This is a genomic window from Gilvimarinus gilvus, from assembly GCF_030518155.1.
In the GTDB taxonomy this organism is placed as follows: Bacteria; Pseudomonadota; Gammaproteobacteria; order Pseudomonadales; family Cellvibrionaceae; genus Gilvimarinus; species Gilvimarinus gilvus.
In genome coordinates, this window is record NZ_JAULRU010000577.1 from 130023 (window position 1) to 154676 (window position 24654).

At 51.7% G+C, this 24654-nt stretch carries 23 protein-coding genes and 1 CRISPR repeat array; of the genes, 8 read left to right on the plus strand and 15 right to left on the minus strand.

Going from position 1 to position 24654, the window contains the following annotated elements; translation table 11 throughout:
- Window positions 1–178 precede the first annotated feature (178 nt).
- The 3 genes from QWI17_RS13320 to QWI17_RS13330 all read left to right on the plus strand — a co-directional run bounded on the left by QWI17_RS13320 (window position 179) and on the right by QWI17_RS13330 (window position 4092).
- The gene (locus tag QWI17_RS13320; protein WP_302723005.1) at window positions 179–1783 is read left to right on the plus strand and encodes a glycoside hydrolase family 43 protein; all 1605 of its coding nucleotides are present in this window, start codon (window positions 179–181) and stop codon (window positions 1781–1783) included.
- Between the two features lie 56 nt (window positions 1784–1839).
- On the plus strand, window positions 1840–2775 hold the full coding sequence (locus QWI17_RS13325) for an alpha/beta hydrolase (protein ID WP_302723006.1): 936 nt from the start codon (window positions 1840–1842) through the stop codon (window positions 2773–2775).
- 408 nt (window positions 2776–3183) lie between these two features.
- The gene (locus tag QWI17_RS13330; RefSeq protein ID WP_302723007.1) at window positions 3184–4092 is read left to right on the plus strand and encodes a poly(ethylene terephthalate) hydrolase family protein; all 909 of its coding nucleotides are present in this window, start codon (window positions 3184–3186) and stop codon (window positions 4090–4092) included.
- A gap of 228 nt (window positions 4093–4320) precedes the next feature.
- Here the strand turns inward: QWI17_RS13330 and QWI17_RS13335 are convergent, their stop codons facing one another.
- The 12 genes from QWI17_RS13335 to QWI17_RS13385 form a co-directional block, all read right to left on the minus strand.
- The gene (locus QWI17_RS13335; protein WP_302723008.1) at window positions 4321–4737 is read right to left on the minus strand and encodes a type II toxin-antitoxin system VapC family toxin; all 417 of its coding nucleotides are present in this window, start codon (window positions 4735–4737) and stop codon (window positions 4321–4323) included.
- On the minus strand, window positions 4724–4987 hold the full coding sequence (locus QWI17_RS13340; protein WP_302723009.1) for a ribbon-helix-helix protein, CopG family: 264 nt from the start codon (window positions 4985–4987) through the stop codon (window positions 4724–4726). Before QWI17_RS13340 ends, QWI17_RS13335 begins: the two co-directional genes overlap by 14 nt.
- 186 nt (window positions 4988–5173) lie before the next feature.
- A CRISPR array of direct repeats spans window positions 5174–6421; the repeat unit is 28 nt; unit sequence GAAACACCTCCACGTGCGTGGAGAAGAC.
- 47 nt (window positions 6422–6468) lie between these two features.
- Complete coding sequence (gene cas2e / locus QWI17_RS23655) at window positions 6469–6708, minus strand: type I-E CRISPR-associated endoribonuclease Cas2e (protein WP_368045344.1); 240 nt, start codon at window positions 6706–6708, stop codon at window positions 6469–6471.
- A 25-nt stretch (window positions 6709–6733) separates the two neighbouring features.
- Window positions 6734–7609, minus strand: coding sequence for a type I-E CRISPR-associated endonuclease Cas1e (cas1e, locus tag QWI17_RS13345; RefSeq protein ID WP_302723010.1), 876 nt, complete (start codon window positions 7607–7609; stop codon window positions 6734–6736).
- 2 nt (window positions 7610–7611) lie between these two features.
- Window positions 7612–8322 (minus strand): type I-E CRISPR-associated protein Cas5/CasD, encoded by a 711-nt coding sequence (cas5e, locus tag QWI17_RS13350; RefSeq protein WP_302723011.1) that lies wholly within the window; start codon window positions 8320–8322, stop codon window positions 7612–7614.
- Window positions 8323–8334: 12 nt separating this feature from the next.
- Complete coding sequence (gene cas7e / locus QWI17_RS13355; RefSeq protein ID WP_302723012.1) at window positions 8335–9363, minus strand: type I-E CRISPR-associated protein Cas7/Cse4/CasC; 1029 nt, start codon at window positions 9361–9363, stop codon at window positions 8335–8337.
- Between the two features lie 32 nt (window positions 9364–9395).
- Complete coding sequence (gene cas6e / locus QWI17_RS13360; protein WP_302723013.1) at window positions 9396–10040, minus strand: type I-E CRISPR-associated protein Cas6/Cse3/CasE; 645 nt, start codon at window positions 10038–10040, stop codon at window positions 9396–9398.
- Complete coding sequence (gene casB, locus QWI17_RS13365; RefSeq protein ID WP_302723014.1) at window positions 10037–10591, minus strand: type I-E CRISPR-associated protein Cse2/CasB; 555 nt, start codon at window positions 10589–10591, stop codon at window positions 10037–10039. The genes cas6e and casB overlap by 4 nt, the downstream gene beginning before the upstream one ends.
- Window positions 10592–10595: 4 nt before the next feature.
- Window positions 10596–12092 (minus strand): type I-E CRISPR-associated protein Cse1/CasA, encoded by a 1497-nt coding sequence (gene casA, locus QWI17_RS13370; protein ID WP_302723015.1) that lies wholly within the window; start codon window positions 12090–12092, stop codon window positions 10596–10598.
- Window positions 12093–12094: 2 nt separating this feature from the next.
- A complete protein-coding gene (gene cas3 / locus QWI17_RS13375) occupies window positions 12095–14668 on the minus strand; it encodes a CRISPR-associated helicase Cas3' (RefSeq protein ID WP_302723016.1) in 2574 nt (857 codons plus the stop codon).
- 31 nt (window positions 14669–14699) lie between these two features.
- The gene (locus tag QWI17_RS13380; protein ID WP_302723017.1) at window positions 14700–15566 is read right to left on the minus strand and encodes a hypothetical protein; all 867 of its coding nucleotides are present in this window, start codon (window positions 15564–15566) and stop codon (window positions 14700–14702) included.
- Window positions 15567–15718: 152 nt separating this feature from the next.
- The gene (locus QWI17_RS13385; RefSeq protein WP_302723018.1) at window positions 15719–16537 is read right to left on the minus strand and encodes a helix-turn-helix transcriptional regulator; all 819 of its coding nucleotides are present in this window, start codon (window positions 16535–16537) and stop codon (window positions 15719–15721) included.
- 243 nt (window positions 16538–16780) lie between these two features.
- On the opposite strand from QWI17_RS13385, the gene QWI17_RS13390 reads away from it, so the two are divergent.
- Together QWI17_RS13390 and QWI17_RS13395 are read left to right on the plus strand one after the other, a co-directional pair.
- Window positions 16781–17833, plus strand: coding sequence for an aldo/keto reductase (locus QWI17_RS13390; RefSeq protein WP_302723019.1), 1053 nt, complete (start codon window positions 16781–16783; stop codon window positions 17831–17833).
- Between the two features lie 31 nt (window positions 17834–17864).
- Entirely contained in the window at window positions 17865–18797 is a 933-nt protein-coding gene (locus QWI17_RS13395) for a bile acid:sodium symporter family protein (protein ID WP_302723020.1), read from the plus strand.
- Window positions 18798–18966: 169 nt separating this feature from the next.
- On the opposite strand, the gene QWI17_RS13400 is transcribed toward QWI17_RS13395, so the two are convergent.
- A complete protein-coding gene (locus QWI17_RS13400) occupies window positions 18967–19179 on the minus strand; it encodes a DUF1418 family protein (RefSeq protein ID WP_302723021.1) in 213 nt (70 codons plus the stop codon).
- 12 nt (window positions 19180–19191) lie between these two features.
- Window positions 19192–19782 (minus strand): DNA endonuclease SmrA, encoded by a 591-nt coding sequence (gene smrA / locus QWI17_RS13405; protein WP_302723022.1) that lies wholly within the window; start codon window positions 19780–19782, stop codon window positions 19192–19194.
- Window positions 19783–19977: 195 nt separating this feature from the next.
- Here smrA and QWI17_RS13410 point away from each other — a divergent pair, with 195 nt between their 5' ends.
- A complete protein-coding gene (locus tag QWI17_RS13410; RefSeq protein ID WP_302723023.1) occupies window positions 19978–20868 on the plus strand; it encodes a GGDEF domain-containing protein in 891 nt (296 codons plus the stop codon).
- Between the two features lie 119 nt (window positions 20869–20987).
- Here QWI17_RS13410 and QWI17_RS13415 read toward each other — a convergent pair whose 3' ends face one another.
- Window positions 20988–21989 carry an NAD-dependent epimerase gene (locus tag QWI17_RS13415; RefSeq protein WP_302723024.1) on the minus strand — a complete coding sequence of 334 codons (1002 nt, stop codon included), beginning with the start codon at window positions 21987–21989 and terminating at the stop codon, window positions 20988–20990.
- Window positions 21990–22362: 373 nt separating this feature from the next.
- Between QWI17_RS13415 and QWI17_RS13420 the strand changes: the two genes are divergently transcribed.
- A complete protein-coding gene (locus tag QWI17_RS13420) occupies window positions 22363–23562 on the plus strand; it encodes an ExeA family protein (protein ID WP_302723025.1) in 1200 nt (399 codons plus the stop codon).
- 24 nt (window positions 23563–23586) lie between these two features.
- Complete coding sequence (locus QWI17_RS13425; protein ID WP_302723026.1) at window positions 23587–24639, plus strand: CpsD/CapB family tyrosine-protein kinase; 1053 nt, start codon at window positions 23587–23589, stop codon at window positions 24637–24639.
- Window positions 24640–24654: the final 15 nt, after the last annotated feature.

Genomic DNA, 24654 nt, shown 5'->3' on the forward strand with positions numbered 1-24654 from the left:
CTGTTGCTCTCTTTTAAATTGCAATATATTATTACAATTTCATATTGTCAAATTCACTATAACCTTTCGTGCAGCTGCAATCAATTAGAGTAATAGCGCGCCGCAGCGCCTTTTTACAAGGCCGGGGTTCTGGCTCACTGATGGTTTTATCGGTAATGACTTCATGGGGATACACGGGATGAACACCATCAAATGCGTCGGGTTGGCCGTGGCCGCATTAACAAGCGCCTGCAGCCATCACGCCGAGGTAGCAACCCCACCGAAGACGGCGGTGTTCGCCAAGAACCCGATTATCTGGGCCGATGTGCCGGACCCAGCTGTTATTCGTGTCGATGACACTTATTACATGAGCAGTACCACGATGCACATGAATCCTGGGCTGCCTATTATGCAATCTCCCAATCTGGTGGATTGGGAGTTATCGGGTTACGTTTATGACACCCTGTCGGACGGCGATCAATCAACCCTAAGCAATGGTAAACAATCCTACGGGCAAGGCTCCTGGGCCAGTAGCCTGCGCTATCACCAAGGGCGCTATTACGTAACCACCTTTGCCAATCACACCGGCGAAACCTATATCTTTTCCACCGACAATATTGCCAAGGGCCCTTGGGCACGAGCAGAAATTGATGAGCTTTTTCATGACGCCTCCCTGTTTTTTGATAGCGGTCGGGCCTTTTTACTCTATGGTAACGACGACATTCATTTGGTGGAGCTTACCGCCGACGCCACAGCGCTTAAGCCAAACGGGCTGCGAATCACGATAATTGAAAAGGCATCTGCAATCGCGGGAGAGAATTTTTGGGTACCTGCCGAAGGCGCGCAGGTTATCAAAAAGGAGGGCTATTACTACATCAATCTCATCAGCTGGCCAGCCAATGGGATGCGCACCCAGTTGGTGTATCGCGCCGAGCAGTTAACGGGCCCCTACCAGGGGCGCATTGCACTACAGGACCGGGGCATTGCCCAGGGCGGCCTAATCGATACGACCGATGATCAATGGTTTGCGTTTTTGTTTCGCGACTCCGGTGCTGTGGGCCGCATCCCCCATTTAGTGCCCGTTAGCTGGCGCCATGGCTGGCCAGTTTATGGTATCGACGGAAAGGTGCCCGATACTCTGGACATTGTATCCCAGCGGCCCGCGCTGGGTAATATCGTCGAATCGGACGAGTTTGTCTACGGGCAGCGCATGGCCACAAACCATAAGCCAACCCTCTTAAAACCGGCCTGGCAGTGGAACCATAACCCCGACCCACAAGGTTGGGCCGTCACTGAGAGGCCCGGCTACCTAACACTCACCAACCAGCGTATCGATCAGGGGCTACTGGACACACGCAACACCCTTACCCAACGGATGTTTGGCCCTACATCCAGAGCGACCGTTGCCCTGGACACCTCTCAGCTGCGCACGGGCGATACCGCTGGGCTTGCGGCACTGCAAGCACATTATGGTTTTGTCGGTGTTGAGCAAACAGCAACAGGGCCCGAATTAATAATGGTATCTGGCCAGTCCAACGATACCCCTGAACAAAAACAGGTGAATGATCGGGTGGCTCTGGCGCAATCGATCGTATATTTGCAGATCCGGGCCGATTTTCGCGACCTGAATGACACAGCCACATTCTGGTACAGCCTCGACGGCGCCGACTGGAGTCCTATCGGCACACCTCTAAAAATGAAGTACACCCTACCCCATTTTATGGGCTACCGATTTGCGCTGTTCAACTACGCCACGCAAACACCCGGCGGGCGCGCCGATTTTGACTTTTACCGAATCGAATAAAAGTTTGAGAACAACCTTAATAATATCAATCAACCATAAGGAAAAGGTGGACCAAAATGAGCCATAAACATTCACACGTTATTGTTAAATTAATTGCTGTAGTCACACTTATATTCAACGCGGCCGCGCTTGCACAAGACGGTAAAATGACCCCCATTGAGGCGCCACCGGAACCTAACGCGATACCGTTGAACACCGGCCCTGTAGAGGGACAGACCGAACCGGAAACCTGGTTTCGCCAGTGGGGCGATCCGATGGCGCGCAACATTTCTAAAGCCACACTCACCCCCTTTTTAGCCGATCCGGCCAAGGCAAACGGCGCTTCAGTCATAGTTACCCCAGGGGGCGGTTTCATGTGGCTCTCCATGGGCAACGAGGGCTGGGAAGTCGCCGAAGCGTTGGCGGCGCAGGGTATCAATGCATTTGTGCTTAAATACCGTCTGCAGCCCACAGCGCCTACATTAGAAGAGTTCGAGAAGCAGATGAACCGCCGCTTTGAAGAGGCTGGCGATTCCACCGACGAACCTCAACAAACGCCCGAAAGACCTCGTTGGGATCTTTCGAATCAGCTTGAAGATGCTGAGGCGGCCTATGCGATGATTTTAGAGCGCGCCGATGAATGGGGGGTCGATACCTCTCGCATCGGCATGATCGGTTTTTCCGCTGGCGCCGGCCTCACCATGACCACCACCCTCCAGTCAGATAAAGTAGACTTGGCGTTTATCGGTCCCATCTATGGCGGCATGGGGGCCGTAGACGTTCCCAAAGATGCCCCACCTATGTTTTCGGCCATTGCCACCGACGATTTCCTTTTTAGCGGCGACTTTGGCGTTATTCAGTCTTGGCACCAGGCTGGTATTCCCGTTGAACTGCACCTATACCAAAACGGCGGACATGGATTTGGTTTGGGCAACCCGAACCGCACCAGTAACCAATGGTTTGGTTCGTTTATACATTGGCTTGATGTCAATGGTTTTCTGAAAGCCGAGTAAGTCTAAAAGCAACCTTGCCTGTAAGCCCCCAACCGAAAGAGCGGGGGCTCCATATTCGTTTGCGTCAATCTGTGAATGCCCGCTAATGCTGCGCGAACGGTGACGTCGAGCACCCACAGCGAGCACCCACAGCGATCGGGAAAATGAGGCGAACTGCAAACGTGCAAGCCGCACGGTGAGATGAGCCAACACAGAGATCGGAAAACTCTGTAAGCCCCGATGGTCGCGGCCAAAACACTGCCTACGTCGCGTTGCTTTTCTTGCCAAGGACTATACCTGCGAAAAACGCCTTACGCACTCAGCGTTTTGGATTCGCGCAGAGTCGACTGACTACCTAATCAGGTTCCTTAAAAAAGTTCGGAAAACGACCTGAGATTATTAAAATAACTGAAACAAGGACTTATCCCAATGAAACATTTACTGACTTTTATATTTCTGGTGACATCCGCAGGGGCGCTTCCATCTTTAGCCCAAACAACGGCCTCCAGAGTGATTGAAAGTGGCGGCAGCGGAGAGTCCAAAGCCATTATGTTGACTGACGCCTCTCTGACTACTCATACCATTTTCGCGCCGCAAAATATAAGTAAGTTTAGTACAGAGCAAAAATTACCTTTGGTGGTATGGGGCAATGGCGCCTGCAATGACTCGCCGTGGGAACATGTAAACTTTTTAAACGAAATCGCCTCGCACGGATTTTTCGTCATTGCCATTGGCACCATGCCCACAACAAGTGGCGAGCAAGTCACCGAGCGCTCAACCTCAGCGAAATTAACCCAAGCAATTGACTGGACCGTTGCACAAAACAACGATAAAGACAGCGCCTACCATCAGGCAATAGACACTGACAATATAGGCGTGGCGGGTATGTCTTGCGGCGGCTTACAGGCACTGGAAGTGGCAGGCGACTCTCGCATTTCAACACTCGGTGTTTTTAATAGCGGCATTTTTATTACCCCCATGCCCAGCCCCTTGCCCGGCATGCCCAACATCGACAAAACCCAACTGGAAAAAATTCACACCCCCACACTCTACCTGCTGGGCGGCCCATCCGATATCGCCTACGAAAATGGTATGCATGATGTCGAAAACATTAACCATGTTCCGGTTTTTGTCGGCAACCTGGATGTAGGCCACGGCGGCACCTACCGCGAGCCCCACGGTGGCGAATTCGCGAGAGTCGCCACCGCCTGGTTCCAATGGCAACTTAAGGATGACGAGCAAGCCGGACAACTGTTTGTCGGCAACCCGCCGGGGCTATCAAAAACGCCAAAATGGAGCTACAAACAAAAGAACTTCAGTAAGCCTCAAACCCCTTGATTGATCGGCGGCGTGGCAAGCTCTACTGTGACAGCCACGCACGCGAAGAAACCGCTCAGGGGCCAAGGCGTCCTGGCTGCCTGTGCGGCAGTGAACAATAGATTAGCGGCAAAAAAAGAAATTGCAACAACCACTTAACTCATATTTAGGGATTTGACCCAAATTTTTAGTGGTATTGCAACCTTTTGATTTTATTACAGATTTTTAAAGAGCGAAATTTTGGGTATTTCAGTTGGTTAGTAATAGGTTCTTAAATGGATGGGTGTTTTTCCAACGGTAGGTATGAAAATCTCGCTGATCCGTTGAAAGCACCTGCCCCGTGCCTAGCTCCTCGGCAAGCACAACTAACGAGGCGTCGGTAAGATCCATCGGCAAATCGCGATACTTGTCCATCAGCTCAGCGCAGCGCCGTAGGTGGGCTTCGGTTAATTCGAAGAGCTGGCAATACTGGTCAACCCTCGACATAAATACAACCTGTGCATTGACTCCTAACCGGCTTAGCAAAAGATGACAAACCTCTGTCAGTACCGGCCAAGTCGTCACTAAGCTTTCATTCAACGCTTGCGTGACCTCGAGTGCGCGGGCATGGTGCTTATCGCGCCGATTGGCCAGTGCCAGCCAATAGCCGGTATCAGCGATAATCATGCTTTGCGCCTAGCGACTCGGAAAGCTCCTTTTTATAGGCCTCTGACAGATCCTCACCCCCTTCGCCACACCCAATAAAACCACCTCCCAACAAGGCCTCGCGCTGCGCTGCCGCTTTGGACATATGGCTGGCATAATACTCATCAATCGCCATCTTCAACACTTGCGTCATTGAGCTATGCTGCTGATTTTTAAGCACTTCTAGCTTGTCGATATACTCTTGCTCAACCCGCGCATTAATCCTAGCCATAGTACAGCCTCTGTGTGAATTTTGAACAAGTATAGCTTGTATGACATTCGTCATACAAGCTATACTTTGGAGTGCCCACGCGGGTCAGAACCAGGGGACAGTTGCGGTTTTGCTTAGGCCAAAACTATCAGAGATTTAGGTGGGTGTCCTCGATTTACCTCACGTTAGAAAGCTGGCAAACGAGCAGAAACACCTCCACGTGCGTGGAGAAGACCAGGTTGTACCACCAGCCACTTGTAAAGTTATAGAAACACCTCCACGTGCGTGGAGAAGACGCCCTGTGTGCACAATCCTGCTTGGCGCCCCCGGAAACACCTCCACGTGCGTGGAGAAGACAGCTACGCGGCTGGAGTCCGGTGGGGTAATCCGGAAACACCTCCACGTGCGTGGAGAAGACCGGTGGCGGCATCGTGGCGAGCTTCATAGGCATGAAACACCTCCACGTGCGTGGAGAAGACTATACATCGGTTACTGCCGGTGCCGATCATCTGGAAACACCTCCACGTGCGTGGAGAAGACTGTTCAGGGCTGGCAGATGGCGGCCCTGCTGCGGAAACACCTCCACGTGCGTGGAGAAGACCGCCTGATCTTCATAGCCTCGCTTGATTGTCCAGAAACACCTCCACGTGCGTGGAGAAGACAACAGTAATGTCACTCAGCGGCTAATGGCTGAAGAAACACCTCCACGTGCGTGGAGAAGACGAACGCTTTTTGATCCTTCTCGGCCTGCTTTAGGAAACACCTCCACGTGCGTGGAGAAGACTTGTAGCCGATCACGCCATGGAAATTGCCGACAGAAACACCTCCACGTGCGTGGAGAAGACTGAAGTCCATGCAAGCTGGCATAAGCGGTGCCGGAAACACCTCCACGTGCGTGGAGAAGACACGCTTTACGCTACGCTATGGAGCGGTTTATGAGAAACACCTCCACGTGCGTGGAGAAGACTGTTGCTTGCTTTGCTTAACCTATGTGTAAATAGAAACACCTCCACGTGCGTGGAGAAGACCCCAAAAACCCGGAGCATAAACGCTAATGGCTGGAAACACCTCCACGTGCGTGGAGAAGACGCACAACGCTTGCGCCTATTAACTTAAAGACTAGAAACACCTCCACGTGCGTGGAGAAGACAAATTGACCAGAAAAGTCAATTCTGAGCTCTAAGAAACACCTCCACGTGCGTGGAGAAGACCTAAAATACCCAAAGCCGTTTACTTTATCTTAGGAAACACCTCCACGTGCGTGGAGAAGACACCGATACCGCGGGCATGACGGCAGGTGATGCGGAAACACCTCCACGTGCGTGGAGAAGACCCTTCAGAAAATGAGAAAACGTAATCTTTAGCAGAAACACCTCCACGTGCGTGGAGAAGACCAGATACACCGTCGATTGCTGTGGTTACGGCTGGAAACACCTCCACGTGCGTGGAGAAGACACCAACATATTGTTAAAGATCTACGCACAAAACACAAGTTATGGCGTTTACGACTGTTTTAGGGTTTCAATCACAAGCTGCAGGCCGCTAATTTCCGTCATCGAATTACGGACCGGGCCTACTGTGTAGATTTTATAACCAGGTGGTTTCGGTATAGACCGAAACATCACTATTCCGGATTCGGGGGGGCAATGCTTATACAAATAATCGACTACTGTTTTTGCAACGGAATCCTTCACACCGGATACAAAAACATTCGCGCGGGGCTCCACAAACCAAAGTTTCATCCTGCCTCTGACAGCAGGAGGAAGGTCATTTGCGACGACCACGAGCACGGCTCACCCCCAATACTTCGGCGACATCATCGGCTAACGTTGCTAACAAATCCATTTCAATCACCCGCTCACGAAATGCATCGGAAACTTTGTATTTGTTGTATCGGCCCGCCATATCCCGAGTTAACGAAAAAGATAGATCGATACACAGGTGCTCTTTGTACAGGTCAGCAAGGTCATAAACAAAAGGCAAGGGACTGCCCGAATGGATAAAGCCAATGTGTGGCGAATAGCCCATGCTGTGTACAGCCGAACACAAAATGCCGTACAAGGCCGCATTACAGGCAGTTAGAACTTGATTGGTGATATCGCTCGTTTCAAACTTTCCAGGTACAAATTTGCGCCCCTTCCAGCCAACCTGATACTCCTCTGCCTTGGCTTGGTATAGGGCTCTAACCCGATGCCCTTCCATACCCACCATTTCCTTCAGGTTCTTACCATCTAAATCAGCCGTAGGAAAACGCCGTTTGAACATACGTCGAGCTACTTCCACAGATTTTTCTGAGTCAGCAGCCAGCTCAATTTGTTGTTTCAGGTTGCGGGTATCAGAAGTAGGTAAGAAACCAGCGGCATAAAAAAGCAGGCTATCTTCCCCCACCCAGCACACAGAGCAATTGGCAGCCGTGGCCGTTTTAACCGCATCATGAGTAATGCTGGTACCCGGCCCCAGTAACAAGGCATTGAGCGTAGCTACTGGCAATGGCACGACATTATTGGTTGAATCAATCCACTTGACGCTGCTGTCGTCAATTTCCAGCCTGCCCCGCTCCAGGTAAAGGAACGGGTACTTGTCCTTCACCTGAGGCAGGGAATCGCGGGTTACTTTGACGAACAAACGTTGTCCGGCTGCCATGATCAGGCCACAGGCAAGACAGTAACGCGGCGATCACGGTACAACTTGTGCTCGCCAAATTGCAGCGGGACGTCATTGAGAGTCAGAACCTCGCCGTCATGCTCGCCTTGCAACACTTTAAATACCGGCGCGCGACTCTTGGACTCTGCCAGCTGTGTGGCTTTGTTCATGGCATGCTCGGCATCAGTGCAAATACCCTGGGCGATGAACTCCGTCGGCACACAGTTCTTTCGCCCCAGATACAAATCCCACACCGGGTTTCGCAGCGCGGTTTCCAGCTCAGACAACTCTGCCTTCGATCCCTGCAAGGCAACCGCGAAGGCCATATCCTGCAGGTAGTAGCGGTAGGTCATTTTAGTACCACCCCCTACTGCTTTCTTTCCTTCACTGGTTTTCGGAATCAGCAAACTCTGCCATGGGTCTTTATCGTCATAGCCACTACCTACCATATGAAAATCTCGCATCAATGGCTGACGTGGCATTGGCTTGCCGTGGCGGTCCATCGACACAAAGGCCTGCACCTGCATATCGCAATCAGCCCACTTCTCCAGCCGTTGTGTCTGCTTTCCTCCTACCCCCAGAGCACAACAAAGCAGACCAAACACACCGGACTTGGTGGGAAAATCAAGGCTGTCCCGCCGCCCAAACTTAGAGTCATGCCCCCACGACTGGAGCGGTGCTTCCAACCATAACAGCAAATACGGATCACTCATGGCTACCCTCACTTACTGTACATGGCTTTGCAGAGATTCAATCAAGCTGTCGATACTGAAGTTTTCATCTTCCCCCCAGTCATAGGAAGCCTGTTTTCCGAACAATGAGCCTGTCAACTTCTCTTTTTTATCGAGATAGCTCTTAAGCTCATCCACACTGGATTTTAAATAGCCTCCCTCTCGTGCCTTAACCGCGGTTTCAAACGGAACCTGTAAACGCTGCCCCTTGCGCACCATAACTCGGGCGAATTCCCATGGGCTAGCTCCAGACTGAGTGGTTTGTCGGGCGTTGGGTACTGCAACGAACAGAGCCTTGGTAAAAGCCTCCACTGCCTGTTTCAAGTCTCCTTCGCCCAGCGTCTCCGCCAATTGACCAAGGTCGAGACTGATATAGCGATAATAGGTTGCCGAGTTGTATTCCAGGCTGCCCATATGAGCAGAGCCTGGTTCCTTTTGCATATCATCTAGTGCAGTGAAAAATTCCACTTCATTACTAACCTTATGCGTGGAGATTGCGTGAGAAAAGGAAGCGGCAGCCTCTACATTCATTTCGGCTGCCTTCGCCACCATACGACCAAAGAGCGCAATATCCAGTGCATCTGATGCGGGGTTCAATGCTTTCTTGGCTACCTTAGCCAGTTCCTTGTCTTTAATTTTGCTGTCGTCGAATGCCTTCTCTTCTGCATAGACCGCGAATGCCTCCGCTTCCGTATCACTCACAAACAACAAAGTATCATCTGTCAGTTGCGAAGCAATTTTGGCGCCACAAGCATTTGCCTGTTCGTCTGAAGCACCAGCTGCCAAACATGCCTTGACAAAAATTTCTTCCGCTTTCTTGGTTCGAATACCCAAAGTGACGCCGAATTCCTGCATGGCAAGCCGCACCTGCCGCTTCCAGCACTGAGAGCTAACCCGGGCACGTGGCACACCACCGACAATGGCAGATTTAGGCGCACCCACATCATCCCGATTCAGGCAAGTGACCGGGAAAGACTGCAGGATATGGAATTCAATGCGAGTATTGGTATAACTGTTAGTCATGTTGATTTCCTTGTCTTCAAATAAGTCATAAATTAGTCAAACAGGCTTTCAATAACAGGAATAACCTGTAGTAGACCGCAGCCATAGGCACGGGCGCGGCCAATACCTTGAGAAAAACTATTAGCAAACTGCTCCCTATCGGTGATACGCAACATACCCAGCACATGGGCCTGGCCAATGGTCACATTGCGCTTGTGTTTATCCTGGAATTGCAGCACTTCGATCTTGTCGACCTGTAAACTCTGAGGAGAAACCTCAAATCCCCAGCTCTTGGCCGAACGCTCAATAAACCACTGAGTTATGTTTTCACGCCCCTTTACTACCACCAGTTTTCGGCTGGCACTGTCACGGCGGGTTGGGTTGACGATGACTTTAAAGCGGTACAAGTCATGCGCCAGAAAATCATTCGGTATCGGTTTACTAAGCACTTCTCCGTGCTGTCCATCCACCGCATTCATAGGCTCTCGATTAGCGAGCATCAGAATCTTTCGACCTCGCACATCGCCCCCCTGATCGGCATAGAGAATCCCGCTGGCTGCGCTGGCCTGCTTTTGCTCCGCATCGCGCACATCTTCATAGAGACTGTATACGACCCGGTGCAAGGAATACGGATCGGTAATACGTAATGCCTTCACCGCTCGACGATCCAAATGCAATACGCTGGCAATCATCGTCATGCAGAATCCTCCTCGTTCTCGCTCTGAACAGGCTGCCCATAAAATTCCTGAGCCCATTGGGTCTTGGTGCGCTGACCTGATTCGAAGCCGAAAAAACGCAATTGCCGAAGCAAGCGTTCATAATTCAGAGGCTGCCCCACTTTGCTATCAACCAGAGTCAAAACAGGCCGAAGGATACGACAAGCTTCTGATAGCTCACTGCACGCCAACAGGCGACGAAGACGGGCCTTGGCCTGACTGCTCTCTCGACCATCCTCGTAGCAAGCTGCAATCGCCTTGCCCAAGGTTAAAGAACCGTTCTGATCAGTTTTGGATTTGGCTATAGCTGCCGCGATGGTAACAAAGGGCAATCGCTCATAGTCTTTTTCAAGGTCTATCCCGAACCAGCCCAGCAGCTCCCAGCTCTGATATTCCATTGACGGGTTCTCGGCTCGGCGAAGGCGGGCGGCAAGTCCCTTATCCCTCTGGCAAAGTTCAATCACCGCCCCAACGAAACGCTGTTCTCGATTTCTCTCATTGCCTGACACCGCAGACGATGGATTCTCTTGCATGGCCTCAGGCCTCCTGTTTCAGATATTTACTAGTATTGGGTCTACACTTAGCCCAGGCATCCATTTGCCTAGCTGTCTCGCGGGGGCAGAATTTGTCGTAGGCTTGATTGACATAGTTGGCGAAGCGCTGACGCAGTTTCTTTCGGTGGCCTGCCGCATCCTCAGTTTGATCACACTGATTGACTAGATCTTGAAAGTTCCGTTCACAGAGCTGCCAGAACAACTGTGTTGCCTGCGGAGCAATTTTGCTACCGTCGACAGTCTGCTCCTTAAAGAAGCCAAGAACCCGTCCATAGAGGTTCTTGGCAAGGCCATCAAGCGCATCTATTTCCTGCTTGAGCTGGCTAAACCAACTCTCACCCAAAATCTCGCTATGCAACCAAATTTGTGACTCAACAAAATCGTCGCTACCAGAGGCATATTGCTCTCCGGCGTTGCTGCTTACCCTCAAGCCGCCAGACCAGATTGCAAAGGTATCAACCGCATCGCGTGCCCGGTCCAAGCCATTTCGTATCTGCCAACTTTGAAAACCTAGTGTATCCGACTGATCCAAGAAACCCAGCAGAGCCGTCAACTCTCTCCACGGCCGCTTTTCCGGATCAACCCAGAGCCCCTTGGGTTCTTTTCCTGAGTTATTGATGGCCATACTGGGATCAACCACACCGTCTTTATAACCTGGATGCGCTATGCCCTCAGAATAATGCAAGCCATCATCGACAAGTAGGCAAAACCGGCAAAGCGGCAATAATCGCCCCATTAGGGATCTCTTAAGGTTTCTCGCTTTTTCACAGTCCTCCCCTGCTGGCATAGCTTCCCAAGGCGCACAACCAATACCCTCCGTATAGATATTCATTTGCTCAAGATTCCGCTGTGTAAGCAGGTTCAGCCATAAAGTTTGGCAAAGATCACTTCCGTACAGAAAATTATGGAGTAGTCCCATGTGAGCCACAGCAGGCCCAGGCTTTCCTGTTGAAGGCTTGCCTTTGTTATTCATTTTTCCAGAGTAACCGGATGTTAGAACAATACTGTTATCTGTTTTCTTACCAGACAGTGCGAAACCCATCAGCGACAAAATCAAAAGTGCCTTAGCACCATCATTAAGTTCACGCTGCACCTGCACTTGACTCAAAACAGTGGTGTTGCCCGTAGAAACCTCAGGTAGAACAGCACCAAAGGGTTGCACCTTCGCGGCTCTAATCGCTGGCATCTGCAGAAATGGCTTGTCCCCATACAGGTAAAATCGATCATGCCATTTATCCAAATAAGCCAGGCAACGCTCTGCCAGGCCTTCGGCCCCTAGCGCGTTCCACTCGGCTTCGTCTTTGGGCGTTGCCGCTGATTGGGCAATGGCCAGAAGCAACTTCAAAAGCGCAATTTTCTGTACCGGATTGCCGCCCAGACTTCGATATTCCGGATTGCTGAATATCTGCCTGAGACTGACACGGCCATGGTCAGCCACCGGAATCCAGGGCTCATCGATTAGGTTAAAACGGTTTTCCATAGTTATAGTTCCTGATTCTTGATCACCCGATAGCCTAGGTCATCACGGTATTCCAAGGTGTGCTTGTCGTGAATCGGCTTATTTTCAACGCCGCTCAGGCTGTCTGCGTCACCCACCAGCGCCACATGTAAAACACTTTCATCTTTTTCATGCCAATCCGGGTTGCCAAGATAAAAGCAGTGATGCAGACCAAAGCGCCTAAAGGTATCCGCAGGCACGGATTTGGGTTTGTCTCCGGGAGGGACGTTAACAATCTGACGCATCAGGGTAGCCGTACGCTGGCGCCATTCCTGTTTTCCCAATTTATGCCGTTGCAGAGGCAGCTCCACCTGGCTACCATCCAGCAAGGTCAACAAGGCGCATTCACAATCCTGGGAAATATTTCTGAGCATCAACACCTCATAACTGTCGGTTTCGCTATATCGAGTTTGTGCTTTGCTTTCTGGCAAAGTATTACCCCCTTGCGCTAATCCAACTCTTGCCAACTGCTGCAAGGCTATTCGCCCTTTTCTATTACGGATGCCATGATCCAACTCGTACTGCCAGCGGCGCATGCATCCTTGTTCATCTCTGCTGACATAGGTTTGCTCAATCAAGCTGCGGATATCCCCTGGCAAATTAACACTGGTCATGCTCTTCCAGACGTCCAGGCTTCTACACAAAACATATGGGCTATAGACATAGGCGCTGGCACCAAAGTGTTGCTGCGGTGATTCAATCGCCTCCACCAGGTCGGGAGCCAATAGCCAGGCCTCCGGCTTCGCCTTGTCACAGCGGGGCGTCTCGTCGTGCCTCCATAAACGACCAAGTCGTTGCAACAGCATATCCGTCGGCGCAAAGCGAGACACCATAAAGTCCGCATCAATATCCAGGGACTGCTCCAGAACCTGTGTTCCCACCAGAATTCTGCCTTGTACCTGCCTTTGTTCCCAACCCGCCTTACCATAGAGGTTGACCCATTTTTCTTCGATGTTCTGACGATCATCCACCGTGAAGCGGGAGTGCAGCAAACCACAAGCAATCCCCAGTTCCGCTGCGCGGGCAGCCATATCCAGATAACGCTGCTGCGCTTCCTTGACAGTATTTTCAATCCATAATACTTGCTGCCCCTGCTCCGCACTGAACAGCGCCTGCTCAACGGCCAGGCTCTCATTTGACTGCAAGGTAATTTGATATGGCTTATCTTCGCCAGCAGGAACACTGACCTCTGTTACCTCTATCTCGGTCTCATTAGGGCTGGCGGTAATCAGCGGATAATTCATAGACGTGGTCTTACGCTTCAACAGACTCTCTCTCCGCTCCTGGTTTAGGGTGGCACTGAGAATAATAACCGTACAACCCAGCTGGCGAAGCAATTCAATTAACGCATCCAGCAAGGTGCTGGTATAGGCATCGTATGTATGCACCTCGTCGAGAATCACCACCTTGCCTGCCAGCCCAAAGGCCCGCACAAAGCCGTGCTTTACGTTCATGGCCGCCATCAGCGCCTGATCGATAGTGCCCACCGCAAAAGGTGCCAGTAACCCCCGCTTACTCTGGTTAAACCAGGCGCCACCGGGGCGACCTTCTTCACCCATGTCTTTTTCAAATAACCAAGCATTGGCATGCAACAACAGTGAACGATGATCGCAATCTCTCGCCAGTATCTGCTCCAGAAAGCACTGAAAGCGTTCGTAAATCTTGTTGGATGTCAATTGGGTGGGCAGCGCAAAGTAAATTCCACTGGCCTCGCCGTTCTCTAACATCCGGTAGGCGGCATACAGGGAGGCCTCTGTCTTCCCGAGCCCCATAGGGGCCTCCAAAACATACACTCCAGGACACGACACCTGCTCAATCAAGCTTGATTGCGCTTGCCGTGGCGAGAAGCCAAACACGTCCTTAAATTTCAATCCTGGCTTGTAGAACACAGGCACAAACCCTGCGTCATCCACTGCCGCTGTAATTCGGTCTTTCCAGAGTTCACTCGGGTCTTCAAAGTGATAACCTGAACCAATCCAATCGGATACAGACGTCAGCCCCGCCAGCAATCGAGCCTGGGCTGCCGACTCTACCTGCGGCCATGTTTCTCCTAGGCTTTTCTGCAAAGCGTTAACCAGCTTTTCGCGCTCTGCCTGCCATTCCACCCCGCCAAAGTTGTTATCATTTGCTCGCATTCCTACCACTGCCGGGGAAAAACCATGATGCTGCCCCAAAATTTCCGGTATGTATTCTGGAGCATTCAGCTGTTTAGCTGTTAATTGACTGACACCCGCGTGACCATTCCAATTTTTCTCAAGTTTAAAATTCACATTCGGTAGCAGCTCTCGTGAGCAAGCATTCATAATCTTGTTGTAGAAGGTGGGGCTAACTTTACCAATATCGTGGGTCGCCGCCGTGAATGCGGCCCCCTCCGGAAACAAATCTGAAACTGGTGATCGCAGGATCAACTCTTTGGCGACTTCACCGACAATTTGGCAATGGTTCTCAACAGACCTACCAACTATTATATTTCCGTTATTGTTAAAGGATTTTGCCGGACAATCTTTATAGCTTACAGTCTTGACAACGGCTTTGGCTTTCTTTTTAGGTCTAATCATCACCCGTCTCCTTACACTCCATCTAGTGAGCCTACATCACCCTGTAGAAACTTAAAAAGAAACACTCACCCGCATTGCATTCGCTATAACCCGCGCCCGTACCTACCGGAAACGCCAAGCCTGTTATTGTGTTGCCGTCATCGGTAACCGTTCCCCAAAACTGATACCCTCGGGTATTATCCGGTGTGGAAAACTGGTTAAGAATGTACGGGGCAGCCGCTGAATGACTCACCGACAAATCAAACCCACTGCTTGTCATCACGCGTATGACATTGTCATCTCGTGGCACGCAGACACCTTCTAAACAATCCATTACCACTTTTTCCGACCGCACTAATGCCTGCTTATCAAGCGTTTTACTGGTGTCTATATCGTAACGGTAGCCTTCGTAAACACCTTCAATAACTGGAATAACAGCATCCCCCCCATCATCGCAAGCATCAATTTTCTGACCTGCTATCGCTTTAAAACTGCCCGTAAAAAGCACATCTGTCGTTACAACGCCCGAGTAGTCTCCTGTGGGTGTTACCGCGCGAAACTCTCGCCCGAATAACGTGGTTGTAAGCATTGCGTCACCGGTGACATAAGTGCAGGTTGAATAATCGTTAAAACACGCTCCGTTCTGGCTGATTTCACTGGCGTCACCTTGCAGCCCTACGGTGGATATTGTGCTTTCTGTACTGCACTCGGATGTTACAGCTCTCTCGCTATTCGCCCCGGATATTGTCAGGCTATTTACCTTGTAGCTGCTTCCCATTTTGTTGTGAAGGTTTACGATTTTTTCCAGCCCGCGGGGCCCATCCGAGCCACTACCAGAACTCGGGCCGAGATTGTCACCGCCACCCCCACAGGCAGATAACATTGTTGATACCAGCAAAACTGTCAAAATACGAAACATACAAGCCACCTATGTAAAATCGTCAACTACGGTTAATCCAATGTGGATCGCTCTTTGTTGACACCACTGTAGCTATTCGAACCCTGGCCGCAATACTGTAAATTTAATCCGTATGGTTTTCTGACAACACCCTCCAGCACGTCCTGTCACCATCAGAACAACCACTGTTTTATGTCATTTAAATTGACAAGAATAATTTGTTGGGCCTCGGGCACGGCGTCTAGCACTTTGGTGTTAACTCGCATTTCTTGCAGTAGGTATTGAACAAGGCAGGCGCGGGTTTTTATGCGCAGTTGACCACTGTGCATTTGGTAGTCGTGCTCTATAACGCTGCGTTTATCGGGGGTTAAGCGCGAATCGGGCTCGAATATGAGCTCTACTTCGGTGTTCCAGGCAACATCTTGCTCGGCGCTGTGGGTGGCGGGGCCGGATAAGGTGACATCGCCGCGAAAGCGGCTGAGCACAAAATCACGAAACTGCTCTTTGTGCTCACACCAGGCGCGCAGGTGCCAGCGCAGGCCGGTTTGCACCAGCGAGTGTGGGGCGATTACCCGCCCTCGGCGATTGGGGTTGGTGAGGGAGACGTAATCAACCTCCAGCCGTTGGTTGTGGCGAATCGCCTGTGCAACCGCACGCATCAGTGCAGGCTCCAGGCCGCGACTGGGAAGGCTTAGTGAGTGAATGGGCAGTGTTTGCAGGGGTAAAGGTTGCGACAACCAGGCGAGGTACTGCTCTGCCTCACCGGTAATAAACAATGGTTTAAAATTTGAGCTGGGCTGGTGGCACTTGCGGCTATTGCAGTAGTTAAGGTTGCCGGGCACGAGGGCGGTGTAGCGTTTTATGTCTTGGCTGGCCTGCTGGCGCGACAAACCAAAGTGCTTAACCAGAAGGCTGCTATTGGCCGCGCCCTCCCAGTAAACAACTAACTCAAATATTTGTAAACGCGCTCGCTGCGCATCGCTGATGTCCATAACAGCTTGTCCTTATCGTTGCGGCGCTGGGTGCACTGAAGCGCTAAGCAAGTGTGCCACAACCCTAAGACGATTGAAACGAGCCCCCCCAAAGGCAATATACGGTACCATGCGGAAGCGATAAACAGCGCGGAATAGAAATGCCTAACAGCAGGGATTTTGGTAATCTAGTTGACCCAACCTTCGCTTTGCAGCTCGCACACCATTCAAACTAAAACGATCAGTTACTAGGAGGCCAAAATTATGCAATACAGCACCTTAGGCCATTCAGGCCTCAAAGTATCCAGGGTCTGCCTGGGCACCATGACCTGGGGCACACAAAACAATCAGGCCGATGCCAACCAACAAATAGAATACGCCCTTGGGCGCGGCATCAATTTTATCGACACCGCAGAGATGTACGCTGTGCCGCCGACGGCGCAAACCTACGGTACAACCGAAACGATTATCGGCCACTGGCTGGCAGCCAATCCAAAACGCCGCAGTGAATTTTTTCTGGCCAGCAAAATTGCTGGTAACGGGCTCAAGTATATTCGCGGCGGTGCTGATATTTCCGGCGAGACGGTTAAGCAAGCCGTAGACAGTTCATTGCAGCGCTTACAAACGGACTATATCGATCTTTACCAACTGCACTGGCCCAACCGCACCTCGCCTCATTTTGGCAAGCACTCACCGGGTCATATTCGGTTTGGCGATGTGAATACCGAGCAGCACTCGGCGCAGATGCTGGACATACTGCAAGCGCTGAATCATTGCGTAAAAGCGGGAAAAATTCGTCACTTCGGTTTATCCGACGACACACCTTGGGGCATTAATGAATACATTCGCCTGGCGCAGGAGCACAACCTTACCCGAGTGACCGCCATTCAAAATGAATTTAACTTGCTGCATCACAAAGACTGGCCGTACCTGATTGAAAACTGTGTTCATCAGAATGTGGCCTATTTGCCCTGGTCCCCTCTGGCCACTGGTGCCCTAACCGGTAAGTACCTCAATGGCGCCCGCCCTGCAGGAGCACGTTGGTGTACATCGCAACGCAATGGATTATTCCGCGATACCGAGCAGGTGAACGCAGCCGTTGGTGAATATTGCCGGCTGGCTAAACAGCACGACCTAACACCGGCGCAACTTGCGCTTGCCTGGTGCAATCAAGTGGACGGCGTTACTTCAACCATAATTGGTGCCACCAGCATGGAGCAACTAAAAGAAAATATCGATGCGTTTGATATAACGTTGAGCGACGACATATTGGCCGATATTAGTAACGCATTAAAAACTTACCCGGCACCGTTCTAAATAGCTGCGCTATAACAATAAGTTACTCTTTATGAAAAGCTCCAATGCGCTTGTTCGCTCCAGCCAGAGTTTTAACCAACTGTTCCCCGTTTGGGCCATTGGCTTAGGTGCTCTCGGCTTTTACTTTCCTCAGACTTTTACGCCTATGGCGCCCGGCATTAGCTGGATGCTATCGCTGATCATGTTCACAATGGGCCTGACCTTAGCACCTGAAGACTTTAAACGCGTTTTACGGGAGCCTAAAGCCATTGGCGTTGGTGTTGTACTGCAATTTACGGTAATGCCACTTGCCGCTTTACTCGCGGCCAAAACGTTTGGACTGGACCAGGCGTTAACCACGGGTATGGTGCTGGTCGGCGCAACCGCCGGCGGCACCGCATCGAATGTTATTTGCTGGCTTGCGGGCGGACGGGTCGCGCTGTCGGTATCGATGACCTTAACTTCCACAATCCTATCGGTAGTGCTAACGCCTTTACTGACATGGCTACTGTTAAAAAGCAGTGTGGATATAAACATTGCGGGAATGTTTTTAAGCATCGCGAAAATTGTTGTCGCCCCTATTGCCCTGGGCGTTGTTGTACACAGCTTACTTAAACAGTGGATAAACCGGCTCGAACCACTACTTGCCAGCACGGCCGTTATCATTATTGCACTGATAATCGCCATTGTGGTCGCCCTCAATGCCGGGCGTTTAAGCAGCGTCGGTGGCTGGGTGTTAGCGGCCGTTGTATTACACAATGCTCTGGGGTTAACAGCAGGTTACGGTTTGGCACGCGCTCTAAAATTTGACCAAGCTACAAGTCGCACTATTGCCATTGAGGTGGGAATGCAAAACTCAGGGCTGGCGGTTGCTTTAGCACAGCAATTTTTTACCGCGGCAGCAGCATTACCAGGGGCACTATTTTCCGTATGGCACAATGTGTCCGGGTCATTACTGGCAAGTTGGTGGAGGAGAAAGGGGTGAGGGGTGACGGGTGACGGGTGACGGGTGACGGGTGACGGGTGACGGGTGACGGAAAATTTTGGAGTGTCCCCGAAAAAGTAGACAAGTATTTTCTAGCACACCAATACGGTCGCCTAAAGTGTATAGAAATGTACGGCCCGGCCAGGACAACCGAGCCCTTCCGTAGTGGTTAAGATTTATGCCGGTTGCGAATACCATTTAAAATAAAGATAACGGCGGGCATCATGCAGGCAACACCCAGCAGTAAGTAGATGATCGTGTCGTTATCAAAGCGGTATTGCTCGGGCAGCAAGGGGACATCGCCCAAATGCATGGCCATGGCGCCCCCGATTAGGACGCAGCCGAGGAAGTCGAGCAGCAGCAAATGTATCGGCAACTTCATGCGTAACGTCCTCTAATCGTCATTATTTTTGCGGCGCGAGTGCCGCTCCCAATTCTCCTGCCGTTTTTGCTCACTTTTCTTCAGTAAAATATAAGTAGCACCGCTGGCACCATGATGTTTTTGCGCGGAGTGAAACGCGAGCACATCGTCAAACATAGGCAGCCAGTTGGCCACGCAGCTTTTGAGTAGAGCGGGCTTGGCGCGCCCCTCGCCTTTGCCGTGGGTGATCAGAGCGCAGCGAATGTCATTGTCCATGCAGTCGCGGATAAATTGATAAAGCGCACCACGGGCTTCTTCCACCGTCATACGGTGCAAATCAAGCCGCGCATCAATACTGTATTTACCCAAGCGCAATTTACGATAAACGCCGTGCTGTACGCCCGCGCGCTTAAATTCGAGAATATCTAATGGCTGCACCGGATCAATATGCTCACCACTGAGAAAATTAGTGTCTTTGCGGGTGACGGCCGCAGCCGCAGCCCGGCGCACATCCAGGCTTTGCGGGCTGGGTTTGTCTTTTTCCAGGGGGACTCGCTCGTCGCGCTGTATTTTTTTGACATCACCCATCTCACGGGCAAACAAATCGTCATCTTGATCGTTCATATTGAAGCCTAGGCGACACTGCATTTAATCGGTGAATAGTGCGACAGACCGACTTGATCACGCCGACCTCTGGCGTATGATCAACCGGTACGCTGAATGCCTATTATGCCGAAATATAGCCTTAACAACCACGGCAGTAGTGGGCCCAATGGACTAAGATCAATACAGCAACTGGGAACGCTTAAGGCCTAAACAATGAGTCGACAGGATATCAGCAACAACACTTTGGCCATGATTTCGATTATGGCCACTCTCGGTATTGGATTCGCCTGGTCGGCGGCGTGCTTCGCCACAGGATCCATCCGCCCCGTTACCGGAATAATCTTGGTGACGGTCATTAGTGATATTGCCCTGGCCGCAGCGGCGTTTGCACTACTTGTCATCTCGGCCTTTTTGCCGGTACGACGCCATTTAGCCATGGGCATGGTTTGTGGCAGCGCTCTGCTATTTTTTGGCTCGTGGCATTTGCTTATGCTGGCCATGGTTAGCCATCTGCCCGGTGTCATGCACGCCATGGGTACTATTGCTATGCCGCTGGGAGTACTGACACTCGCTGTCGCCATATTTCACATTGGTAGAGCCTACCGCCTCAGTCGGTTGCTGCTGGGTAGCTACCGAAAAATTGAGCACAGCCTCGCGACGCGCGATCAAATCACTCAGCTGTTCAATCGTCGCTATTTTTACAGCAACTGCCCTGAATTGCTGAAATCGTGCCAAAAGCACAATCAGCCATGTGTGCTGATTGTCATGACGATTGCAAACTTACCGGCAATTAACCAACGCTACGGCGTTACAGCTGGCGATGCGGCGCTGTCGGAGCTGGGCCGACTTATTATTAAGACTACTCGCCGGATTGATGTCGCCGCCCGCCTCGGAGGTCGCCGTATTGCCATTTTCCTGCCAGACACTCCCTTAGAAGATGCCGCACATATCGCCAAACGTGAACTGCAGCTGTGCGAAAAAGTGACCATAACCAATAACGATGGCGAGCGGACCGTCATTACTTTGGAGGTTGATCAAAGTATTCAACAAGCCGAAGCCAATGAGGCCTTTGAGACCTTAGTAGACCGCGGTTTGGCTTTATAACCCTGCATAGCACAGGGCACAGGGCACAGGGCACAGGGCACAGAATTGTGTTCGCGTCCGCATCCCGTCAACCGTTAGCCACGTCCCTATCTGTCCCAGACGCCAGATACATCGGCGTTTCAGATACCTTGGTAGCGGCGATACCACTCAACGAAGCGAGCCATGCCGGTTTCCACATCGGTGTCGGGCTTGTAGCCCACAGCCTGCTGCAAACCACTGACGTCGGCAAAGGTTTTCACGACATCTCCAGGCTGCATAGGAAGGTACTCCTTGATGGCGGTTTTACCGCAGGCGACCTCAGTCGCTTCAATAAACCGACCGAGTTGTACGGGCTGTCCGTTACCGATATTGTAAATACGATGGGGGGCAAAGCTGGTCGAGGGATCACCTTGCTGTGGCTCTTCGGATGGCTCAGGGATGACGTTGCGAATCCGTAGCACACCCTCAACAATATCGTCGATGTAGGTGAAATCGCGCCTCATGTCGCCATGATTGAACACTTTTATGGGGCGGTCATTGAGGATTGCCTCGGTAAATAGCCAGGGCGCCATGTCGGGGCGCCCCCAGGGACCATAAACAGTGAAAAAGCGAAGCCCCGTGGCCGGAATTCCGTAAAGGTGAGCGTAGGAATGAGCCAGCATTTCGGTGGACTTTTTGGTGGCCGCATAAAGCGATACCGGGTGATCCACACCATCGGTCGGCGAGAACGGCACCTTGGTATTCATACCGTATACGGAACTGGAAGAGGCGTATAGCAGGTGTTCAATGCCTTGCTGGCGACACCCCTCCAGTATGGTCAGCGTACCTGTAAGGTTGCTGTCAATATACTCGAAGGGCGCCTCCAGCGAATAGCGAACGCCGGCCTGAGCTGCCAGATGGATAACCTGCTGGAACTGCTCGCGGCGAAATAGCTGTGAAATAGCCTCCCGGTCGGCCAAATCGGCTTTAACAAACCGGAAGTTTGGGTAAACCTCAAGAAGCTTGAGCCGGTCTTTTTTGAGCTGGACACCATAGTAGTCATTCAAGTTGTCCAGGCCGACTACCTGATGCCCCTGCTCTAGCAGTTTCAGGCTGGTGTGAAGGCCGATAAAACCGGCAGCGCCGGTGACGAGAAGCTTCATAGGGTAACGATCCTGTGTACTGGGGCTGGTGTGTGAGCAAAAAGTAGGGAGCTATTGTAACACCGGCGTAAGGCCTGTGGCTTCTCGCCAGAGCTCTAACACGCGGACGAATATCCGCCACCATGGCCACAACCCAATGACCAGACAAAGACCCGCCGGCCTCAGAATGCTTTCCAGCTCGTAACATAAACACACTAATCGCGAAACTGCCTGTGCGTGACACTAGTCACACATTTGACTTTACGCGCCATATCGGATATTTTCACACGCTATCGCGGATAGTGGGTATCGGGTCTGACTATCTCCCTGCCAATCCTTGCGGGAGACAATTACGCCTGGGGTATCCCAGCTGACACAAGGTAGTCGAATTAACGTGGATACAACCCTTAACGCCATAGCCTCGGAGCCCTTTCTTAACAAGCCCTCCCCTCAGCTGTTTTTCGAGTCCGAAAACCACACCAAGGGATGGCAGTTTCTCAAATCAGCACTCAAATCCGCAGAGCCACATTTGATTGTCGCCGGCCCCTACGGTGCCGGCAAAACACTCTTGTGTCTCAAGCTGGTCGAGCACCTCAAAGAGAGCGCAGAGCAGCCCTTTGTCTATGTCTCAACCCCAGCCCAAAACTACGCCGAGATGCTGCGCCAAGCCTGCTCCGCGCTAAACCTGAAGGTCTCCCGCTCCGTTACCAAGCAGGAGACACTGGCGAGTCATATTTACCGGCACTTTGAGCAAAACCCAGACGACACTCTGGTGATTCTGCTGGATGACGTTCAGGAATACGATGCCAGCACACTTAATCAGATCCGCATGTTGGCCAATTACAATGTGGAAGGTAAGTTTCCCGTCCGTTTATTTCTATTTGCGCATTCACACTTTTATCAGCGCCTGAAATCAGCCGACTTAGAGTCACTTGACCAGCGGATAAAGCGTCGATTTCACCTGGAAGGCTTGAGCTTTGAAGAGGTTAAGGAATACATCTATTTTCAGATGCTGGAGGCCGGCATGCGGGGGTCTCCCTTTTTCCCCGACGACACGATCCGGGAAATAACCAAACTGAGCGAGGGCCTGCCCCGTAGAATCAACAATCTTTGCGACAATTGCATTCTGATTGGTGACAAACTGGGCAAAGAGATCATTGACCGATCCATTCTTGCCGAAGGAGCCAAACACCTGGGCTTGCAACCGCTGCCGCCTGTAATCGACGCCCCCGCAGTCAATGGTGTGGATTCCGCGCCAATGATGGGCCGATCTATACCCATTGACGCCTCGCTGTCAGAGCACGCAGACGACCTGAAGTCCGATTTGAGCGCCGGACAGCCGGAGTTCTACGCACAAGCCGACGATGCCAGCGAGCCGTTGAACTCGCACGCCGCAGATAGCGAACCCCATGACTCACCAGACCCGAGTAGCAAGCAGCCGCCGCGCTCTAAGATTGACCTGGGCGCCGCCGCGCCATGGGCGACCTGGATTTGGCGTGCTACCGTTGTCGTACTGCTTACAGCAATAGCCATTGTGGCCTTTGCGGACGGCGCTGTGTTGCCAGACGCATTAAGTGAAATATACAACGGATAACCTAGGGCGCAGCTGGCATTCACTATGACAAAACAAAAACCTGCAAAGCAAAGCTATGCCGAGCTGTTCCTGCAGCGCAACGCCGCACAAGCAGACCACTCGCATCCATCGCACAGCTACGCGGCCGAGTGGTTGGATCAAAACGGACATCGCCACAACGCACCCGAGGCCGATGCATTATCAGACGGCTCGAATGCACCAAATCACGTTGAGCCCGAATCGCGGATTGCGCAAGAGGACGAAGCGCTATCGGACAGCTCAAAGGCACCAGATCACGTTGAGCCCGAACCGCAGATTGAGCCAGAGGCCGAAGCGCTACCGGACAGCGCAAATGCACCAGATCACGCAAACTTTGACCCGCAGGCTGAGCAAGAGGACGCGGCAGAAGATGGACAAAATGAAACACGCGACGCACGTTTAAGCCTATCCAAGCACACCGAGCGACAACTGGAGCGCAATAGGCGCGAGCTAGGCATGATTCGGGGCAACCTGGCATCGGCAGCCGATAACCCGCGGCTCATATACGTCAGTAGCTGCTTCGATGGCGAGGGCAAAACCACATGCTCGCTCAATGCGGCTTACGGACTCTCTGTCGCAGGTGCCGGCCGGGTTTTATTGGTCGACGGCAATACAAATCATCCTCGTCTCCACGAGCTTTTTTCATGTCCCTCCACCCCCGGGCTGGTCGACGTGCTCGATGGCAAGGTGGAGCTTGAGCAAGCGCTAGTGGCTACCCGCTATTCCGAATTGGATTTTTTAGCTATAGGCGACTCACTGAGCGCCGGACCAAATATTGTGTCCAGTGAGAGGATGAAAAGCTTCCTGGACACTGCCAAGCCATTATACGATTACATTATCGTGGACGGCGCATCAATCTTCAGCTCTTCTGAAGCGACTCAGATGGCGCCACTGTTCGACGGCATGATTTTAACGGTTGCATGCGAACAGACCAAATGGGAGGTTGTACAAAGCGCGGAAGATAAGGTTCGAAACGCAGAGGGAAAGCTGCTAGGGGTCGCGCTTAACAAAAGAAAATTTCACATTCCCAAACGAATTTACAAATGGCTGACGCGTTAAAGCGCGGAGGCATAA

Excerpts from the sequence above, each read along its gene's own strand:
- QWI17_RS13400 (WP_302723021.1), bottom strand. The coding sequence starts at position 19,179 with ATGAAGTTGCCGATACATTTGCTGCTGCTCGACTTCCTCGGCTGCGTC.
- cas5e (WP_302723011.1), bottom strand. The coding sequence starts at position 8,322 with ATGAGTGATCCGTATTTGCTGTTATGGTTGGAAGCACCGCTCCAGTCG.
- smrA (WP_302723022.1), bottom strand. The coding sequence starts at position 19,782 with ATGAACGATCAAGATGACGATTTGTTTGCCCGTGAGATGGGTGATGTC.
- cas7e (WP_302723012.1), bottom strand. The coding sequence starts at position 9,363 with ATGACTAACAGTTATACCAATACTCGCATTGAATTCCATATCCTGCAG.
- QWI17_RS13410 (WP_302723023.1), top strand. The coding sequence starts at position 19,978 with ATGAGTCGACAGGATATCAGCAACAACACTTTGGCCATGATTTCGATT.
- casB (WP_302723014.1), bottom strand. The coding sequence starts at position 10,591 with ATGCAAGAGAATCCATCGTCTGCGGTGTCAGGCAATGAGAGAAATCGA.
- QWI17_RS13415 (WP_302723024.1), bottom strand. The coding sequence starts at position 21,989 with ATGAAGCTTCTCGTCACCGGCGCTGCCGGTTTTATCGGCCTTCACACC.
- QWI17_RS13330 (WP_302723007.1), top strand. The coding sequence starts at position 3,184 with ATGAAACATTTACTGACTTTTATATTTCTGGTGACATCCGCAGGGGCG.
- QWI17_RS13395 (WP_302723020.1), top strand. The coding sequence starts at position 17,865 with ATGAAAAGCTCCAATGCGCTTGTTCGCTCCAGCCAGAGTTTTAACCAA.
- cas6e (WP_302723013.1), bottom strand. The coding sequence starts at position 10,040 with ATGACGATGATTGCCAGCGTATTGCATTTGGATCGTCGAGCGGTGAAG.
- casA (WP_302723015.1), bottom strand. The coding sequence starts at position 12,092 with ATGGAAAACCGTTTTAACCTAATCGATGAGCCCTGGATTCCGGTGGCT.
- cas3 (WP_302723016.1), bottom strand. The coding sequence starts at position 14,668 with ATGATTAGACCTAAAAAGAAAGCCAAAGCCGTTGTCAAGACTGTAAGC.
- QWI17_RS13340 (WP_302723009.1), bottom strand. The coding sequence starts at position 4,987 with ATGGCTAGGATTAATGCGCGGGTTGAGCAAGAGTATATCGACAAGCTA.
- QWI17_RS13390 (WP_302723019.1), top strand. The coding sequence starts at position 16,781 with ATGCAATACAGCACCTTAGGCCATTCAGGCCTCAAAGTATCCAGGGTC.
- cas1e (WP_302723010.1), bottom strand. The coding sequence starts at position 7,609 with ATGGCAGCCGGACAACGTTTGTTCGTCAAAGTAACCCGCGATTCCCTG.
- QWI17_RS13380 (WP_302723017.1), bottom strand. The coding sequence starts at position 15,566 with ATGTTTCGTATTTTGACAGTTTTGCTGGTATCAACAATGTTATCTGCC.
- cas2e (WP_368045344.1), bottom strand. The coding sequence starts at position 6,708 with ATGAAACTTTGGTTTGTGGAGCCCCGCGCGAATGTTTTTGTATCCGGT.
- QWI17_RS13385 (WP_302723018.1), bottom strand. The coding sequence starts at position 16,537 with ATGGACATCAGCGATGCGCAGCGAGCGCGTTTACAAATATTTGAGTTA.
- QWI17_RS13335 (WP_302723008.1), bottom strand. The coding sequence starts at position 4,737 with ATGATTATCGCTGATACCGGCTATTGGCTGGCACTGGCCAATCGGCGC.
- QWI17_RS13325 (WP_302723006.1), top strand. The coding sequence starts at position 1,840 with ATGAGCCATAAACATTCACACGTTATTGTTAAATTAATTGCTGTAGTC.
- QWI17_RS13425 (WP_302723026.1), top strand. The coding sequence starts at position 23,587 with ATGACAAAACAAAAACCTGCAAAGCAAAGCTATGCCGAGCTGTTCCTG.
- QWI17_RS13320 (WP_302723005.1), top strand. The coding sequence starts at position 179 with ATGAACACCATCAAATGCGTCGGGTTGGCCGTGGCCGCATTAACAAGC.